Source organism: Pseudomonas sp. HMWF021 (assembly GCF_003061005.1).
Lineage (GTDB): Bacteria > Pseudomonadota > Gammaproteobacteria > Pseudomonadales > Pseudomonadaceae > Aquipseudomonas.
Genome location: NZ_QAIK01000012.1, coordinates 1 through 16,600 on the forward strand (window position 1 = coordinate 1; position 16,600 = coordinate 16,600).

Consider the following 16,600-nt stretch of genomic DNA (forward strand, 5'->3'; position numbering starts at 1 on the left):
CTCTGACGTGACAACCCGATATCCCATGATGCTTCCTTAAATCGACGCTCCTACATCATGGTCTAAAAAAATTCGACCACAACACGGCAGCTCCTACACTGGAATGCGTTTTCCCTGTAGGAGCTGCCGCAGGCTGCGATCTTTTGCTTTTTTAAAGCATCCGCTCCAGCCCAACCGTAGTGCTGAACCACGCATTGAAGCGCCGCCACCAGCTCCCCGGCTCTTTGGTCAGCGTGTGCATCTGGCCATTGTCCTCGGTCACCCAGACAATCTTGCCATCCTGCAGTTTCGCCTGATAACTCAGGGCCGGCGCCATACCTTGCAGCGCCAGTTCGCGCACATGTTCGGCCAGTTCCGGGCTGTCCACCAGAACCCCGACTTCGGTGTTCCACAACACCGAACGCGGGTCGAAGTTGAAAGAACCGATAAACGATTTCTGCCGGTCGAAAATCATCGCCTTGCTGTGCAGGCTGGAATCCGAACCACGAAAAGACTTGCTGTAGAACAGATGCGGACCGCTGCCATAGTTATCCCCGGGCTGACGGCGCAGTTCATACAGTTTCACGCCGTGCTCCAGCAGCGCCTTGCGGTACGGCGCGTAACCGCCGTGTACCGCCGGCACGTCGGTGGCTTCCAGTGAGTTGGTCAGCAAGCTCACCGAAACTCCGGCGTCGGCGCGCCCGGTCAGGTACACCAGCCCCGGCTGGCCGGGTACGAAGTACGCCGAGATCATGATCAGCTCTTTGCCGACGCCACGCAGTTCCGGTGCCAGTTGCGTGGTCAGCAGCAGTTGCGGGTCCGGCTCGTCCTTGGCCAGCACCTTGCTCGGTGCATCCCACAATGCCTGATTCCAGGCCCAGATCAGTTCTTTGCGCCAGACCTCCATGCGCGGCGCAGTCTTGAACGTCATCAACTGCTGATACAGCGCGTGGTTCTGTTTGCGGGTTTCATCCAGCGATTCTTCCAGGCGCGTGCGGGTGTTCTGCAGGTCTCTGGCGCTCGGCTGGCTGGAAAGGAATTCATCGATCGGCTTGCTCAGCGCGCTGTTCCAGTACTGGTCGAAACTGTGTCCGAGTTGCTCGGCCACAGGTCCCACGCTGAGCATGTCGATGTCGGTGAAATTCAGGTTCGGTTCGGCATCGAAATATTCGTCGCCCAGATTGCGCCCGCCGACGATGGCCACGCTGTTGTCCGCCAGCCACAACTTGTTGTGCATGCGCCGGTGTTGCAACGACAGGTTGAACAGGCGTCCGGCAGCGCGGGTCACGCCGGTGCTGCGGCCCAGGTGCAGCGGGTTGAACAGGCGGATCTGGATCTGTGGATGCGCCGCCAGCGTGGCGATGATCGTGTCCAGACCATCGCTGGTGGTGTCGTCGAGCAGGATGCGTACGCGCACGCCACGGTCGGCCGCTTTGAGCAGTTCCTCTACAAGCATCCGCGTGCTGACGCCGTCATGGACGATGTAGTACTGCAAGTCGAGGCTGGTTTGTGCGTTGCGGATCAGCTCGGCGCGCGCAGTGAACGCCTCGGTGCTGTTGGACAGCAAGCGGAAGCCGGAACGGCCCAGATAGGGCGCGGCCTGGGCCTGGATCGAACGGCCGAAGCTGGAGTTCGACGCCGGCAAGGCCTGGCTCGGCTCACGGGGTACATCAAGGCTGGCGCAGCCGCTCAGGAGCGAGGCGAACATCAGCAAAGCGAGTAGGGGCTGTCTGAAGCTCACGTAGGAACGTTCCGGTCGGCGGCAAAGGTCGGCATATGGACGCTGATCACTCGAAAAAGGTCAGTCGGTTTCGGCCAGCAATCTGATTGCCGCTGCGCCGACCTTGCGCACCGCTTCTTCGATCTGCGGTGTCGGTTTGGCAGCGTAGTTCATTCGCAGGCAATTGCGGTACTTGCCCGAGGCGGAAAAGATGCTGCCCACGGCAATCTGTACGCCTTGGTCGTGCAACGCACGATTGAGTTTCAGCGTATCGAAACCTTCCGGCAATTCGACCCAGAGCATGAAGCTGCCCTGTGGACGGCTGGCGCGGGTGCCGGCCGGAAAGTAGCGAGTGACCCAGTCGATCATGATGTCGCGATTACGCTGGTATTGCGTGCGCATCCGCCGCAAATGCGGTTCGAAGTGCCCGGACTTGAGGAACTCTGCGATGGCAATCTGTGGCTGCGGTGCGCTGGAGCCAGTGCTGATGTATTTCATGTGCAGCACCCGTTCCAGATAGCGGCCCGGCGCGACCCAACCGATGCGCAGTCCTGGCGCCAGGGTCTTGGAAAACGAACTGCAGAGCAATACGCGACCGTCCTCGTCGAAGGATTTGATCGTGCGCGGACGCGGGTACGTGTAGGCCAGTTCGCCATACACATCGTCCTCGATGATCGCCACGTCGAAGCGTTGCGCAAGGTTAAGCAGCGCGCGTTTGCGCGACTCCGGCATGATGTAGCCCAGCGGATTGTTGCAGTTGGGGGTGATCTGGATAACCTTGATCGGCCACTGCTCCAGTGCCAGTTCCAGCGCTTCGAGGCTGATGCCGGTCAACGGGTCGGTGGGGATTTCCAGGGCTTTCATGCCCAGCCCTTTGAGTGTCTGCATGGCGCCGTGAAAGCTCGGCGAATCCACTGCAACGATGTCACCCGGCTCGCAGATCGCGTGGATGCTGGTGGACAGCGCTTCGTGGCAACCGGTAGTGACCACCAGATCGCTGGCGCTCAACTGGCAGCCGGAGTCGAGCATCAGCCGGGCGATCTGTTCGCGCAGTTCGAGGGTGCCGTGGATGTTGTCGTAATACAGACCGGGCATGTCCTGCCGGCGGCTGATCCGCGCCAGTCCGCGCAGCAGCGGTTTCATGGTCGGCGAGGTGACATCGGGCATGCCGCGACCCAGTTGCACCACGTCCTTGCGCGGCACCGCGCGAATCAGTTCCAGTACCTGATCCCACTGCGAAATCTCCACCGGCCGCTGCGCCGGGCGCCCGACCGCAGGCAGCTCCGGCAGCTCGCGACCCACCGGCACGAAGTACCCCGATTTTGGCTTCGGTGTGGCCAGACCACTGTCTTCAAGCATGCGATAAGCCTGCTGCACCGTGCTCAGACTGACCCCGTGTTCTACGCTCAAGGCGCGCACCGACGGCAGGCGATCGCCAGGACGGTAGAAGCCTTGTTCGATGCGGGTGCCGAGCAGTTCGGCGAGATTCACATACAGGGTCATGGCACTGCCTCGATGTAGATGATTCGTTAAACCAGTACAGATGCGGCACAAATCGGTGATTCAGTATCAGGAACGGCAAATCTGTATGGAATTAATACAGATGTGTTGAATCTGTAATGCTTTTCCCGACCCGCGCATCATGGAATCTCTGGCTACCCAAGTAAACAGGAGCGACGAAAATGAACGGCTTGAGCGATGTGCGGCTGACGTTACACAGTCAGGAACTGGAGGCAGGGCAGGAGGACAGCGCATGGAACACGGCCATGCGCAACGCGCCGTCCGGCCTGAGTCGCTGGGGCCTGTTCTGGCATCGTCTGCACACGCGCAAGGCGTTGTTGAACATGACGCCGGAGCAGCTCAAGGACGTCGGGTTGACCCGGGAGCAGGCGCAGGAGGAGGGGTTGAAACCGTTCTGGCGGCTGTAACCTGATTTTGGAAATGCATTCCCCCTGTAGGAGCTGCCGCAGGCTGCGATCTTTTGATCTTCAAAAACAAAATCAAAAGATCGCAGCCTGCGGCGGCTCCTACAAGGGCAGCGGTTTTCAGACCAGCTCTTTGAGCCGATGCCACAACATCCCCAGCGCCAGCAACGGCGAGCGCAGATGCTTGCCGCCGGGGAAGGTGATGTGTGGCACCTTGGCGAACAGATCGAACCCGCCACTGTGTTGCCCGCTGATCGCCTCGGCCAGCAGTTTGCCCGCCAGGTGCGTGGCATTCACGCCGTGCCCGGAATAGGCCTGGGCGTAATACACGTTCGGCTGATCATTGAGCCGGCCAATCTGCGGCAAACGGTTGGCGCCGATGCCGATCATTCCGCCCCATTGATAGTCGACCTTCACTCCGGCAAGTTGCGGAAACACTTCAAGCATCTTCGGCTGCATGTACGCGCCGATGTCCTTCGGATCGCGTCCCGAGTAATGGCAGGCGCCGCCGAACAACAGGCGCCGATCCGCCGAGAGCCGGTAGTAATCCAGCGCCACCCGCTGGTCGCAGACCGCCATGTTTTGCGGCAGCAGGCTGTGCGCCAGTTCTTCGGACAGGGGTTCGGTCGCAATGATGTAACTGCCGGCGGGCAGAACCTTGCCGCTCAGTTGCGGGTTGAGACCGTTGAGATAAGCATTGCAGCCGAGCACCAGCGTTTTTGCCCGCACCGAGCCTTGGGCTGTGTGGACGCGAATTTGCGGGCCGTAGTCGATGCGCGTGACGGCCGACTGTTCAAACAGTTTGACGCCCATTTGTTGCGCAGCAGCGGCTTCGCCCAGCGCCAGATTCAGCGGATGCAAATGCCCCGAACCCATGTCGATCAAGCCGCCGACATAACGCTTGGAGCCGACCACGGTGTGCATCTCGCTGGCCTGGAGCAGGCGGGTTTCGTAGCGATAGCCGAGGCCGCGCAGCTCTTCGGCGTCTTCGGCAAAGCCTTCGAGATCGGCAGGCTTGTTGGCGAGGTCGCAGTAGCCCCAAGTCAGGTCGCACTGGATCTGGAAACGTTCGACGCGCTGACGGACGATTTCCACTGCTTCCAGGCCCATGAGTTTCATCTGGCGTACGCCGTCGGCACCGATGATGTTGGCGAACTGATCGAGACCGTGACCGACCCCGCGAATCAACTGCCCGCCGTTACGGCCGCTGGCGCCCCAACCGATGCGGTGCGCTTCCAGCAACACCACGCTGAGGCCGCGTTCGGCCAGTTCCAGTGCGGTGTTCAGCCCGGAAAACCCGCCACCGACCACGCACACATCGGCCATCACTTCACCTTGCAGTTGCGGATGATCCGGCTGTGGCAGGCTGCTGGCGGCATAGTAAGAGGCAACGTGGGGTTGGCTCGCGAAGGTTCGGGCGCGGGCATTCATGGGCATCGTCCAACGGCTGAGTGTCGAGAAAATTTGACGGAGCATAAGCCGCACGCCCGAAGACGGGCAACACTGGTCGGCCATTGCTGTCTGGATCACGGCGTTTGCGGCACAATTGCCGCCTATTTCACGTCGGTCACCGTTTAAATGAGTTGCAACCGCCAGACAATCCGCACCCTGCGTCAGCAGATCCCCTCATTCGAGTGCGTGCCCGGCTGCCACGACTGCTGCGGGCCGGTGACTACTTCGCCGGAAGAAATGGCCCGCCTGCCGCGCAAGACCCGCGCCGAGCAGGATGCGGCGATGGATGAGCTGAACTGTGTGCACCTGGGGCCGAATGGCTGCACGGTGTATGAAGAACGGCCGCTGATCTGCCGGTTGTTCGGCACCACCAAGACCCTGCCGTGCCCGAACGGGCGGGGGCCGGTGGAGCTGATTCATCCGCGGGTGGAGAAGCAGATATTCGAGTACATGGCTTCGAATCGGCAGGTGCTGGTGTAAAAGATCGCAGCCTTCGGCAGCTCCTGCATGGAAATGCGTTCTCCTGTAGGAGCTGCCGAAGGCTGCGGTCTTTTGATCTTCCAGATTTCAGTCTGGAATCGGCAGGCTCAGGCTCTCCTTCACCTCTTCCATCACGATATAGCTCTTGGACTCACGCACATGCGGCAGCTTCAACAGAATGTCGCCCAGCAGCTTGCGGTACGAGGCCATCTCGGAAATCCGCGCCTTCACCAGATAGTCGAAATCCCCTGACACCAGATGGCATTCCAGCACGTGCGGCAGTTTCAGCACCGCGCGGCGGAACTCCTCGAACGTGTCGCCGGATTTGTAATCCAGACTGATCTCGACGAACACCAGCAGGCTACCCTTCAAATGCTGCGGATTGAGCCGGGCGTTGTAGCCCATGATGATCCCCTCGCGCTCCAGCCGCCGCACCCGCTCCGTACACGGTGTGGTGGAAAGACCAACCTTTTCACCGAGTTCGGTAAACGATATCCGCCCGTCCGCCTGCAGGATCCGCAAGATGTTGCGGTCGATCTTGTCCAGCTCACGTTTGGTCTGAGTGTTGGTACGCATAGGGGATGCGCCTCCGTGAAAAGGGTTTTTGCCGAGAATTGTCGCCAAATATAGGCGCTTATATAGTGAAATGCACTGGCCATTCTTTTTTACACTGCGCGCATCATTGCTCTAACAACAGACGTACGCGGCCCCTGCCGCGATGAGGGATACAAATATGCGCGTAATGGTCTTGGGTAGCGGCGTCATCGGTACCGCCAGTGCTTACTATCTGGCCCGTGCCGGGTTTGAAGTGGTGGTGGTCGACCGGCAGCCAGCCGTGGCCATGGAGACCAGTTTCGCCAACGCCGGCCAGGTGTCGCCGGGTTACGCCTCGCCGTGGGCCGCGCCGGGCGTGCCGCTCAAGGCCATCAAGTGGTTGTTGCAGCGCCACGCGCCGTTGGCGATCAAGGCCACTGCCGACATCGACCAGTACCTGTGGATGGCGCAGATGCTGCGCAACTGCACCGCCAGCCGTTACGCGGTGAACAAGGAGCGCATGGTGCGTCTGTCCGAGTACAGCCGCGACTGCCTCGACGAACTGCGCGCCGAAACCGGCATCGCCTACGAAGGCCGAAGCCTGGGCACCACCCAACTGTTCCGCACTCAGGCGCAGCTCGATGGCGCCGCCAAAGACATTGCCGTACTGAAAGAATCCGGCGTACCGTTTGAAGTCCTCGACCGCGCCGGCATTGCTCGCGTCGAGCCGGCACTGGCCAATGTCACCGACATCCTCGCCGGCGCCCTGCGTCTGCCGAACGACCAGACCGGCGACTGCCAGATGTTCACCACGCGCCTGGCGGAAATGGCCGTGAGACTCGGTGTGGAATTCCGCTTCGGTCAGGACATTCAGCGCCTCGACTACGCCGGTGACCGCATCAACGGCGTGTGGATCGACGGCAAGCTGGAAACCGCCGACCGCTACGTGCTGGCCCTGGGCAGCTACTCGCCGCAACTGCTCAAGCCGCTGGGCATCAAGGCGCCAGTGTATCCGCTCAAGGGTTACTCGCTGACCGTGCCGATCACCAACCCGGACATGGCTCCGACCTCGACCATTCTCGACGAGACCTACAAAGTCGCGATCACCCGTTTCGACAACCGCATCCGCGTCGGCGGCATGGCCGAGATCGCCGGTTTTGACCTCTCGCTGAACCCGCGTCGGCGCGAAACCCTGGAGATGATCGTCAACGACCTTTATCCTCAGGGCGGCAATCTGGCCGAGGCGAGCTTCTGGACCGGTCTGCGTCCGACTACCCCGGACGGCACACCGATCGTGGGCGCCACGCCGTTCAAGAACCTGTTCCTCAACACCGGTCACGGCACCCTGGGTTGGACCATGGCGTGCGGTTCCGGTCGTCTGCTGGCCAATCTGATGGCGAAGAAAAAACCGCAGATCAGCGCCGAAGGCCTCGATATTTCCCGTTACGGCAACAAGACCCAGGAGTCCGCAAAACATGGCAATCCAGCGCCAGCTCACCAATGAGCGCATGAGTCAGATCGTCAGCCACAACGGCACCGTGTATCTGGCCGGTCAGGTCGGCGATGACTTCAATGCCGGGGTCGAACAGCAGACCCGCGACGTGCTCGCCAACATCGAGCGTTTGCTGGATCTGGCCGGGACTGACAAGCAGCATCTGCTGTCGGCAACGATCTACCTGAACGACATCGAAGCACACTTTGCCGGGATGAACTCGGTGTGGGATCAGTGGCTGCCTAAAGGCGCCGCCCCGGCCCGTGCCACCGTCGAAGCGAAAATGGCCAAGCCGAGCATCCTGGTAGAAATCTCTATCGTCGCCGCGCTGCCGTAACCCGTTGTAAAGATCCCTCTCCCGGCGCTGTTGGCGGTTCACGTCGTCAGCCAGCGCCGGTTTTTTCTTCCCATGACCGCCAAGAAGTCTGCTGCCATGCGTCCTGCCCGTGCCCTGATCGACCTAGAAGCCCTGCGCCACAACTACCGAATTGCCCGCGAAGTCACCGGCGCCAAGGCGCTGGCAGTGATCAAGGCTGATGCCTACGGTCACGGTGCGGTGCGTTGCGCCCAGGCGCTGGAAGCCGAAGCCGACGGGTTTGCCGTTGCCTGCATCGAAGAAGCACTGGAGTTGCGCGCGGCCGGGATCAAGGCCCCGGTGTTGCTGCTCGAAGGCATCTTCGAAGCCGATGAGCTGGCGCTGATCGTCGAGCATGATTTCTGGTGCGTGGTGCATTCGCTGTGGCAACTCGAAGCGATCGAGCAGGCTGCCCTGAGCAAACCGATCACCGTGTGGCTCAAGCTCGATTCCGGCATGCACCGCGTCGGCCTGCATCCGAAGGATTACGCGGCGGCCTACCAGCGTCTGCTGGCCAGCGGCAAAGTGGCGAAGATCGTGCTGATGAGCCACTTCGCTCGTGCTGATGAACTGCATGAGCAGAGCAGTGCCGATCAAGTGGCGGTGTTCGAGGCGGCGCGTCAGGGCCTGGCGGCTGAAGTCAGCCTGCGCAACTCGCCGGCGGTGCTCGGTTGGCCGCAGATTCACAGCGACTGGGTACGCCCGGGCATCATGCTTTACGGCGCCACGCCGTTCGAAGAAGCCAACGCCGTGGCCGAGCGCCTGCAACCGGTGATGACCCTCGAATCGAAAGTCATCTGCGTACGTGAACTGCCCGCCGGCGAGCCAATCGGCTACGGCGCCAAATTCATCACCGACAAGCCGATGCGCATCGGAGTGGTCGCCATGGGCTATGCCGACGGCTACCCGCGTCAGGCACCCACTGGCACGCCGGTGCTGGTGGCCGGCAAGCGCAGCCGGATTCTTGGCCGCGTGTCGATGGACATGCTGTGCATCGACCTGACCGATGTGCCGGAAGCCGACCTTGGTTCCACCGTCGAGCTGTGGGGCAAAAACATCCTCGCCAGCGAAGTGGCGCAGTGGGCGGACACCATTCCGTACCAGATCTTCTGCAACCTGCGTCGGGTGACAAGGCTCTATTCCGAGGGTTGAGGCTGCTGCGGGGGCCAAGTGTTGTAAATACTGAACGCTGTCGCCATGATAACGCTCAATATTCTTACAACATCAGGAGGCTCCCGCCTTGGACGTCGGTGAACGACTGCAATCGATCCGCAAGCTCAAAGGGCTTTCCCAGCGTGAACTCGCCAAACGCGCGGGCGTCACCAACAGCACCATTTCGATGATCGAAAAGAACAGCGTCAGCCCTTCGATCAGTTCTCTGAGGAAGGTTCTGGGCGGGATTCCCATGTCCATGGTCGAGTTCTTTTCCGAAGAGATCCTGCAGGAAGTCCCGACCCAGATCGTCTACAAGGCCAACGAGCTGATCGACATTTCCGACGGCGCCGTGACCATGAAACTGGTCGGCCGCGCACACCCCAGCCGGGCCATCGCGTTCCTCAACGAAATCTATCCGCCGGGCGCTGATACCGGCGAAGAGATGCTCACCCATGAAGGCGAAGAAACCGGGATTCTGGTGGAAGGGCGTCTGGAACTGGTGGTGGGTCTGGAAACTTTTATTCTCGAAGCCGGCGACAGCTACTACTTTGAAAGTACCAAGCCGCATCGTTTCCGTAATCCGTTCGACGCGCCTGCGCGACTAATCAGCGCAGCCACGCCGGCGAATTTTTAAACACAGAGGCGCCAGACCATGACGGCAAAGGCGTCCGCAGACTTTTCCACAGCGCGGTATAACCCCTTCGACTATGGGGTTGTTTCAGTGTGGCGGGCTACCCGCTATACTTGCGCCCGCCTGCGAACCGTGGCCGCAGGCGTGAATAGCCACCATTGAGGGTGAACGCGTGAACCTAATTATGAAAATGCTGGCCGCACCAGCAACCGTACTGGCCCTCTGGGCTGTCAGCGCTCAAGCTGCGACGAATGACGACATTGCCAAGCGCCTCGAGCCAGTCGGCCAGGTGTGTGTTCAGGGGCAGGAATGCAAGGGCATGGAAGTCGCTGCCGCCGCTGGCGGTGGTGGTGGTGCGAAAACGCCTGATGAAGTGATTGCAAAACATTGCAACGCTTGCCACGGTACGGGTCTGCTGGGCGCACCGAAAATCGGTGACGCCGCAGCCTGGAAAGACCGCGCCGATCACCAGGGCGGCCTCGACGGCCTGCTGGCCAAAGCCATCACCGGCCTGAATTCGATGCCACCCAAAGGCACCTGCGCCGACTGCTCGGATGACGAGTTGAAGGGCGCGATCCAGAAGATGTCCGGCCTGAAATAAGCCGGGCTTCTGAGGAAAAAAACCGTCTTCGGACGGTTTTTTTGTGCCTGCGATTCACGGCTTTCGCTGTCCTTTGCAGCAAAGTCGAGGCAAGCTCGGTCTACCCCTATTCACGGAACGGGCAGGAGGCTTCAGATGGTGCAGTTGTGTTCGATCGAACAGGCAGTGGACGAGGTGCTCGCACGCTTGCCGGCGCATATCCACATGGGCATGCCGTTGGGGCTGGGCAAGCCCAATCACTTCGTCAACGCGCTGTACCGGCGCATCAAGAGCCTGCCCGAGCGGCAACTGACGATCTACACCGCGCTGTGCCTGGGGCGGCCGACGCTGGGCGACGGTCTGCAGAAACGCTTTATCGAACCCTTCGTCGAGCGCGTGTTCGGTGACTACCCCGAATTCGATTTCCTCGCCGATCTGCAGCGTGACAGCCTGCCCGCCAACATCCGCATCGAACAGTTCTTCATGCAGCCCGGCAGTCTGCTCAATAGCGCACCGGCGCAGCAGGATTACGTCAGCAGCAACTACAGCCACGCCGCCCGCGACATCAATGCCGCCGGCCTCAATCTGGTAGCACAATTGCTCGCCAGCAGCAGCGAACATCCTGATCGCCTGAGCCTGAGCTGCAATCCGGACATCACCCTCGACCTGTTGCCGATGATCGCCAGGCGTCGCGATGCCGGGGAAACCATTCTGCTGGTCGGCCAGGTGCACACCGATCTGCCGTACATGCCCGGCGATGCCGAAGTCGATATTGACACCTTCGACTTGCTGATCGACGCGAAGGACAGCAGCACGCTGTTTTCCACGCCGAACATGCCCGTGGGCTTTCAGGATCATTTCATCGGTTTGCACGCCAGCACGCTGGTGCGCGACGGCGGCACGCTGCAGATCGGCATCGGTTCGATGGGCGATGCGCTGACCGCCGCACTGCTGGCGCGGCAAGCGGACAACGCCGGCTATCAGGCCCTGCTCAATGACATAAACCTCAGCCAGTGGGCGCAACTGATCGAGCGCGAGGGCGGCACTGCGCCGTTTGCCAAAGGCCTGTATGGCTGCAGCGAAATGTTCGTCAACGGTCTGCTGGTGCTGGCGGACGCCGGGATCATCCGGCGCAAGGTCTACCCCGACGTGCAGACGCAGGAACAGGCCAACGCCGGCACCCTCGATGAAGCGGCGCAAATCGATGGCATCTCGGTGCACGGCGGCTTCTTCCTCGGGCCGCGCAGTTTCTACGAGCGCCTGCGCGAGCTGCCGCAGAGCAAGCGCCTTGAATTCAACATGACCCGCATCAGCTACATCAACGAGCTGTACGGGCAGGAAGAGCTCAAGCGCTTGCAGCGCCTCGATGCACGGTTCATCAACACCGTATTCACCATGACGCTGTTGGGCGCCGGTGTGGCCGATCAACTGGAAGACGGGCGGGTGCTCAGCGGGGTTGGCGGGCAGTACAACTTCGTGGCTCAGGGCCATGCGTTGCACGATGCGCGCTCGATCCTGATCCTGCGCAGCTGGCGTGAGTCCGGCGGCGAGGTCAGCTCAAACATCGTCTGGGAGTACGGCCACTGCACGATCCCGCGGCACCTGCGGGACATCGTGGTCACTGAATATGGCATTGCCGACCTGCGCGGCAAATCCGACGCGGTGGTAATCGAAGCGCTGCTGAACATCAGCGACTCCCGTTTCCAGCCGGGGCTGATCGAACAGGCGCAGAAGGTCGGCAAATTGCCGAAGGATTTCCGCCTCGATCCGCGCTTTGCCGACAACACCCCGCAACGTTTGCAGGCGATCGCGGCGAAGCATCCGAACCTGTTTCCAGAGTATCCGCTGGGTTGTGATTTCACCGCGATCGAACGTGATCTGCTGCGGGCGCTGAACTGGCTGAAGAGCAAGTTCAAGCTGAGCGAGATATTGGAGCTGGGCAAGGCAGCGCTGGATGCGCCGGATGCATCGTTGTTTCCCGAACACCTGGAACGAATGCAGCTCACAAACCCTGAAGGCCTGAAAGAAGACCTGTTCCAACGCTTGCTGCTCACCGGCCTGAAAGCCACCGCACAACAATCGTCTACCACAAACCTGTAGGAGCTGCGGCACGCTGCGATCTTTTGAGGTTGATTGTGAAAATCAGGATCAAAAGATCGCAGCCTCGTTGCACTCGACAGCTCCTACAGGGGATTTGCGGTGTGGCGGGCTTACTCGATGAAGGTGACGACGCCATCCTTCAGCGATTTGACGCGAGCCAGCGATTCGACGCGGTAGCCCTGCGAATCCAGTTCGGCACGGCCGCCCTGGAACGACTTCTCGATCACGATCCCAAGGCCGGCCACGGTGGCGCCGGCCTGCTTGATGATCGAGATCAGCGCTTGCGAGGCCTTACCGTTGGCCAGGAAGTCGTCGATGATCAGCACGCGGTCGCTGCTGGTCAGGTGGCGCGGGGAGATGGCCACGGTGCTTTCGGTCTTCTTGGTGAACGAGTAAACGGTCGCCGACAGCAGATTTTCAGTCAGGGTCAGGGACTGTTGCTTGCGGGCGAAGATCACCGGCACGCCCAGGTTCAGACCGGTCATGATCGCCGGGGCGATGCCCGAGGCTTCGATGGTGACGATCTTGGTGATGCCCGAATCCTTGAACAGCGTGGCGAATTCGTCGCCGATCAGCTTCATCAGGGCCGGGTCGATCTGGTGGTTCAGGAAGGCGTCGACCTTCAGGACCTGGTCGGAAAGCACGATGCCTTGTTCGCGGATTTTCTGGTGCAATGCTTCCATGAAGCTGTCCTCATTTGGCGCTTTGTGCGCCGAAGGTCTAGTAAAAAGTGGTCAATTCTAGCGCTTTAACATCGCGCGTATATCAGCCAGTGCGCTATTGCCCCGCACGGCTTTGACTTCGGTGGGTGTGTCGTCGTTGCCTTCCCACGCCAGATCGTCCGGCGGCAGTTCATCGAGGAAGCGGCTGGGCGCGCAGTCGATGATTTCGCCGTACTGTTTGCGTTTGGCGGCGAAGGTGAACGCCAGGGTCTGACGGGCGCGGGTAATGCCCACGTAGGCCAGGCGGCGCTCCTCTTCGATGGTGTCGGCTTCGATACTGGAGCGGTGCGGAAGGATTTCCTCCTCCATGCCCATGATGAACACGTAAGGGAATTCCAGCCCCTTGGACGCATGCAGGGTCATCATCTGCACGCCTTCGGCGCCGTCCTCTTCTTCCTGCTGACGCTCGAGCATGTCGCGCAGGACCAGTTTGCCGATGGCGTCCTCGACGGTCATCTCGCCGTCTTCGTCTTTCTCCAGAGTGTTCTTCAAGGCTTCGATCAGGAACCAGACGTTGCTCATCCGGTAGTCCGCTGCCTTGTCGCTGGAACTGTTGGTGCGCAGCCAGTTCTCGTAATCGATGTCCATGACCATGCTGCGCAGCGCCGAGATCGGTTCTTCGCCGGCACACTGCTCGCGCACCTTGTCCATGAAGCGCTTGAAGCGCGACAGGCGATCGGTGAAGCGGCTGTCCAGATGTTCGCCCAGGCCGATTTCGTCGGTGGCGGCGTACATCGAGATCTTGCGTTCGGTGGCGTAGTTGCCGAGTTTTTCCAGGGTCGTGGAGCCGATTTCCCGGCGCGGCACGTTGATCACCCGCAGGAAGGCGTTGTCGTCGTCCGGGTTCACGATCAGGCGGAAGTAGGCCATCAGGTCCTTCACTTCCTGGCGGCCGAAGAAGCTGTTGCCGCCGCTCAGGCGGTACGGCACCTGATGGTGCTGCAACTTCAGTTCGATCAGCTTGGCCTGGTAGTTGCCGCGATAGAGGATCGCGAAATCGCTGTAGGGGCGGTCGGTGCGCAGGTGCAGGCTGAGGATTTCCATGGCCACGCGCTCGGCTTCGGCGTCTTCGTTGCGGCAGCGGATCACGCGGATCTCGTCACCGTGGCCCATCTCGCTCCACAGCTGCTTTTCGAATTCGTGCGGGTTGTTCGAGATCAGCACGTTGGCGCAGCGCAGGATGCGGCTGGTGGAGCGGTAGTTCTGCTCGAGCATCACCACTTTCAGCGACGGGTAGTCTTCCTTGAGCAGCATCAGGTTTTCCGGCCGCGCACCACGCCAGGCGTAGATCGACTGGTCGTCATCGCCCACCACGGTGAACTGGTTACGCTTGCCGATCAGCATCTTCACCAGCAAGTACTGGCTGGCGTTGGTGTCCTGGTATTCGTCGACCAGCAGGTAACGCACCTTGTTCTGCCACTTTTCCAGAATGTCGGCGTGTTCCTCGAAGAGTTTTACCGGCAGCAGGATCAGGTCGTCGAAGTCCACCGCGTTGAACGCCTTGAGCGTGCGCTGGTAGTGGGTGTAGACGATGGCGGCGGTCTGTTCTTTCGGATTGCGTGCGTTCTCCAGCGCCTGCGGCGGCAGGATCAGGTCGTTTTTCCAGGCGCCGATCATGTTCTTGATCTCGTCGACGCCGTCGTCGCCTGCGTATTCCTTCTGCATGATGTCGGTCATCAGGGCTTTGACGTCGGTCTCGTCGAAGATCGAAAAACCGGGTTTGTAGCCCAGCCGCACATGCTCCTTGCGGATGATGTTCAGGCCCAGGTTGTGGAAGGTGCAGACCGTCAGGCCGCGACCTTCGCCAGCACGCAGCAGGGTGCCGACCCGCTCCTTCATCTCGCGCGCAGCCTTGTTGGTAAAGGTCATGGCGACGATGTACTGGGCGCGGATGCCGCAGTTCTGGATCAGGTGCGCGATCTTGCGGGTGATCACGCTGGTCTTGCCGGAGCCGGCGCCGGCGAGCACCAATAGAGGGCCGCCGACGTAGTTCACGGCTTCTTGCTGCCGGGGATTGAGTCGGGACATACGAAAATTCGGGAGTCGTTGACGAAATGGGCCGGCATTTTAACAGGCTCAGCGATTTGTGCTGCTCTCTCCGACTTGTGACGCACCACGCGATTCAAATTTGCCGGTTTTGTTACTTTCGCGGAGGATGCGCGGTGATTTTGCGGCTAATGTACTCATTCGTGACACAAAATAACGTTTTGATAACCGTTGTCATTTGGTCATTGTTGCGCGCAACGGCATAATGCCCCGCCCACATCATTGCAGAGTCTAGGGAGCTAGCTTGTCTACGCCTGTCGAACCCTTGCGTTTGCTGCTACTGGCCGAAGAGCCAGCGTGGACAGCGTTATTGCGCGAGTGTCTGGCTCCGTTGGGGAGCGCGGCGGTGCTGATCAGCGCGCCGAGCTGGGAGTCGGTCAGCAGCCTGTTCGAAGACAACCGCCACGCGGTGTTGTTGACCATTCCCGCGTTGCAGCCGGCCCCCGGCCGTTGCAGTCTGCCGACGGTGCTGCTGCTGGAACACGAGCCGGCCACTGCACCTGTTGGCGTCAGCGACTGGCTGGTGTTCGACGCGCTCGACCCCGACATGCTGCGCCGCTGCCTGCGCCACGTGCGTGAGCGCGGTGTTCTCGAAAATACTCTGCAACGCCTCGCCGAACAGGATCCGCTGACCGGCATCGCCAACCGTCAGGGTTTTCAGACCCTGCTGGCGGCGCGTCTGGCGGAAAACGACGGGCGCGGTCTGGCCCTCGGGCATCTCGATCTCGACAACTTCCGTCACGCCAACGATGCCCTTGGCCATCAGGCTGGCGACCGGTTGATCCTGCAAGTCGTCGCGCGGTTGAAAAGCCAGCTCGAGGCCGGTGATCAACTGGCGCGGCTGGGCAGCGACGAATTTGCCCTGCTGATCGACACCCGCCGTGCGCCGCAACGCGCCGAGTGGATGGCCGAACGCATCACCGAAGCCCTGTCCGAACCGTATTGGGTCGATGGCGAAAGCCTGTTGATCGGCTCCAGTCTCGGCATCGCCCATGCCCGTGCGCAGGGCGGCGCCGATCCGCTGATGTGGCATGCGCACATCGCCATGCAGCAGGCCAAGAGCACGCAGGGCTGCACTTTCCATATCTTCAACGAACGCATCAACCGCAACGCGCGGAGCATGGCCGACCTCGAAAGCGAGCTGCGCCGTGCGCTGCGTCGCGATGAGCTGGAGTTGCATTATCAGCCACGGCTGAATCTGGCGGACGGGCAGATCGTCGGTCTCGAAGCGCTGGTGCGCTGGCGCCATGGCGAACGCGGTCTGTTGCCGCCGAGCGAATTCGTGCCGCTGGCCGAGCAGAGCGGGTTGATCGTGCCACTGGGTTACTGGGTGATTTCCCGCGCCCTGCGCGACATGCAGGCGCTGCGCGAGCGCGGGCTGCCGGCGTTGCACATGGCGATCAATTTGTCGTTCCGCCAGTTTCAGGAC

At 61.0% G+C, this 16,600-nt stretch carries 15 protein-coding genes; 9 read left to right on the top strand and 6 right to left on the bottom strand.

All coding sequences use genetic code 11. The features are described 5' to 3' along the window. Nucleotides 1-151: 151 nt before the first annotated feature. On the bottom strand, nucleotides 152-1,720 hold the full coding sequence (locus tag DBR18_RS01005; RefSeq protein WP_108588932.1) for a phospholipase D family protein: 1,569 nt from the start codon (nucleotides 1,718-1,720) through the stop codon (nucleotides 152-154). A 60-nt stretch (nucleotides 1,721-1,780) separates the two neighbouring features. Then, complete coding sequence (locus tag DBR18_RS01010) at nucleotides 1,781-3,202, bottom strand: PLP-dependent aminotransferase family protein (RefSeq protein WP_108588933.1); 1,422 nt, start codon at nucleotides 3,200-3,202, stop codon at nucleotides 1,781-1,783. A 179-nt stretch (nucleotides 3,203-3,381) separates the two neighbouring features. Between DBR18_RS01010 and DBR18_RS01015 the strand changes: the two genes are divergently transcribed. Next, on the top strand, nucleotides 3,382-3,627 hold the full coding sequence (locus tag DBR18_RS01015) for a DUF1127 domain-containing protein (RefSeq protein ID WP_108588934.1): 246 nt from the start codon (nucleotides 3,382-3,384) through the stop codon (nucleotides 3,625-3,627). Between the two features lie 117 nt (nucleotides 3,628-3,744). On the opposite strand, the gene DBR18_RS01020 is transcribed toward DBR18_RS01015, so the two are convergent. Continuing rightward, complete coding sequence (locus DBR18_RS01020) at nucleotides 3,745-5,055, bottom strand: FAD-binding oxidoreductase (protein WP_108588935.1); 1,311 nt, start codon at nucleotides 5,053-5,055, stop codon at nucleotides 3,745-3,747. Between the two features lie 147 nt (nucleotides 5,056-5,202). Between DBR18_RS01020 and DBR18_RS01025 the strand changes: the two genes are divergently transcribed. Further along, nucleotides 5,203-5,556: a YkgJ family cysteine cluster protein gene (locus DBR18_RS01025; protein ID WP_108588936.1), complete on the top strand. Its 354-nt coding sequence runs from the start codon at nucleotides 5,203-5,205 to the stop codon at nucleotides 5,554-5,556. Nucleotides 5,557-5,643: 87 nt separating this feature from the next. On the opposite strand, the gene DBR18_RS01030 is transcribed toward DBR18_RS01025, so the two are convergent. Beyond that, nucleotides 5,644-6,132 (bottom strand): Lrp/AsnC ligand binding domain-containing protein, encoded by a 489-nt coding sequence (locus tag DBR18_RS01030; protein ID WP_003177284.1) that lies wholly within the window; start codon nucleotides 6,130-6,132, stop codon nucleotides 5,644-5,646. Between the two features lie 157 nt (nucleotides 6,133-6,289). On the opposite strand from DBR18_RS01030, the gene dadA reads away from it, so the two are divergent. The 6 genes from dadA (at nucleotide 6,290) to DBR18_RS01060 (ending at nucleotide 12,403) form a co-directional block, all read left to right on the top strand. Then, nucleotides 6,290-7,594: a D-amino acid dehydrogenase gene (dadA, locus tag DBR18_RS01035; RefSeq protein ID WP_108588937.1), complete on the top strand. Its 1,305-nt coding sequence runs from the start codon at nucleotides 6,290-6,292 to the stop codon at nucleotides 7,592-7,594. Beyond that, a complete protein-coding gene (locus tag DBR18_RS01040) occupies nucleotides 7,566-7,919 on the top strand; it encodes a RidA family protein (RefSeq protein WP_108588938.1) in 354 nt (117 codons plus the stop codon). The genes dadA and DBR18_RS01040 overlap by 29 nt, the downstream gene beginning before the upstream one ends. Nucleotides 7,920-8,015: 96 nt before the next feature. Beyond that, nucleotides 8,016-9,089 (top strand): alanine racemase, encoded by a 1,074-nt coding sequence (gene alr, locus DBR18_RS01045; protein ID WP_108588939.1) that lies wholly within the window; start codon nucleotides 8,016-8,018, stop codon nucleotides 9,087-9,089. Nucleotides 9,090-9,177: 88 nt separating this feature from the next. Continuing rightward, a complete protein-coding gene (locus DBR18_RS01050) occupies nucleotides 9,178-9,726 on the top strand; it encodes a cupin domain-containing protein (protein ID WP_007920393.1) in 549 nt (182 codons plus the stop codon). 181 nt (nucleotides 9,727-9,907) lie between these two features. Next, complete coding sequence (locus DBR18_RS01055; RefSeq protein ID WP_108588940.1) at nucleotides 9,908-10,324, top strand: cytochrome c5 family protein; 417 nt, start codon at nucleotides 9,908-9,910, stop codon at nucleotides 10,322-10,324. A 135-nt stretch (nucleotides 10,325-10,459) separates the two neighbouring features. Further along, entirely contained in the window at nucleotides 10,460-12,403 is a 1,944-nt protein-coding gene (locus tag DBR18_RS01060) for an acetyl-CoA hydrolase/transferase C-terminal domain-containing protein (RefSeq protein WP_108588941.1), read from the top strand. A 110-nt stretch (nucleotides 12,404-12,513) separates the two neighbouring features. Here the strand turns inward: DBR18_RS01060 and DBR18_RS01065 are convergent, their stop codons facing one another. Beyond that, nucleotides 12,514-13,086, bottom strand: a complete 573-nt coding sequence (locus DBR18_RS01065) for a xanthine phosphoribosyltransferase (protein WP_003229440.1) — start codon at nucleotides 13,084-13,086, stop codon at nucleotides 12,514-12,516. A 57-nt stretch (nucleotides 13,087-13,143) separates the two neighbouring features. Further along, nucleotides 13,144-15,153 carry a DNA helicase Rep gene (gene rep / locus DBR18_RS01070; RefSeq protein ID WP_108588942.1) on the bottom strand — a complete coding sequence of 670 codons (2,010 nt, stop codon included), beginning with the start codon at nucleotides 15,151-15,153 and terminating at the stop codon, nucleotides 13,144-13,146. Between the two features lie 262 nt (nucleotides 15,154-15,415). Between rep and DBR18_RS01075 the strand changes: the two genes are divergently transcribed. Next, on the top strand, nucleotides 15,416-16,600 hold a 1,185-nt coding region (locus tag DBR18_RS01075; RefSeq protein WP_108588943.1), incomplete at its 3' end, for a bifunctional diguanylate cyclase/phosphodiesterase.

Bases quoted from the DNA above. Each gene is read 5' to 3' on its own strand.
- DBR18_RS01040 (WP_108588938.1), top strand. From the start codon at position 7,566: ATGGCAATCCAGCGCCAGCTCACCAATGAGCGCATGAGTCAGATCGTC.
- DBR18_RS01010 (WP_108588933.1), bottom strand. From the start codon at position 3,202: ATGACCCTGTATGTGAATCTCGCCGAACTGCTCGGCACCCGCATCGAA.
- DBR18_RS01060 (WP_108588941.1), top strand. From the start codon at position 10,460: ATGGTGCAGTTGTGTTCGATCGAACAGGCAGTGGACGAGGTGCTCGCA.
- dadA (WP_108588937.1), top strand. From the start codon at position 6,290: ATGCGCGTAATGGTCTTGGGTAGCGGCGTCATCGGTACCGCCAGTGCT.
- DBR18_RS01025 (WP_108588936.1), top strand. From the start codon at position 5,203: ATGAGTTGCAACCGCCAGACAATCCGCACCCTGCGTCAGCAGATCCCC.
- DBR18_RS01055 (WP_108588940.1), top strand. From the start codon at position 9,908: ATGAAAATGCTGGCCGCACCAGCAACCGTACTGGCCCTCTGGGCTGTC.
- alr (WP_108588939.1), top strand. From the start codon at position 8,016: ATGCGTCCTGCCCGTGCCCTGATCGACCTAGAAGCCCTGCGCCACAAC.
- DBR18_RS01065 (WP_003229440.1), bottom strand. From the start codon at position 13,086: ATGGAAGCATTGCACCAGAAAATCCGCGAACAAGGCATCGTGCTTTCC.
- DBR18_RS01015 (WP_108588934.1), top strand. From the start codon at position 3,382: ATGAACGGCTTGAGCGATGTGCGGCTGACGTTACACAGTCAGGAACTG.
- DBR18_RS01030 (WP_003177284.1), bottom strand. From the start codon at position 6,132: ATGCGTACCAACACTCAGACCAAACGTGAGCTGGACAAGATCGACCGC.
- DBR18_RS01020 (WP_108588935.1), bottom strand. From the start codon at position 5,055: ATGAATGCCCGCGCCCGAACCTTCGCGAGCCAACCCCACGTTGCCTCT.
- rep (WP_108588942.1), bottom strand. From the start codon at position 15,153: ATGTCCCGACTCAATCCCCGGCAGCAAGAAGCCGTGAACTACGTCGGC.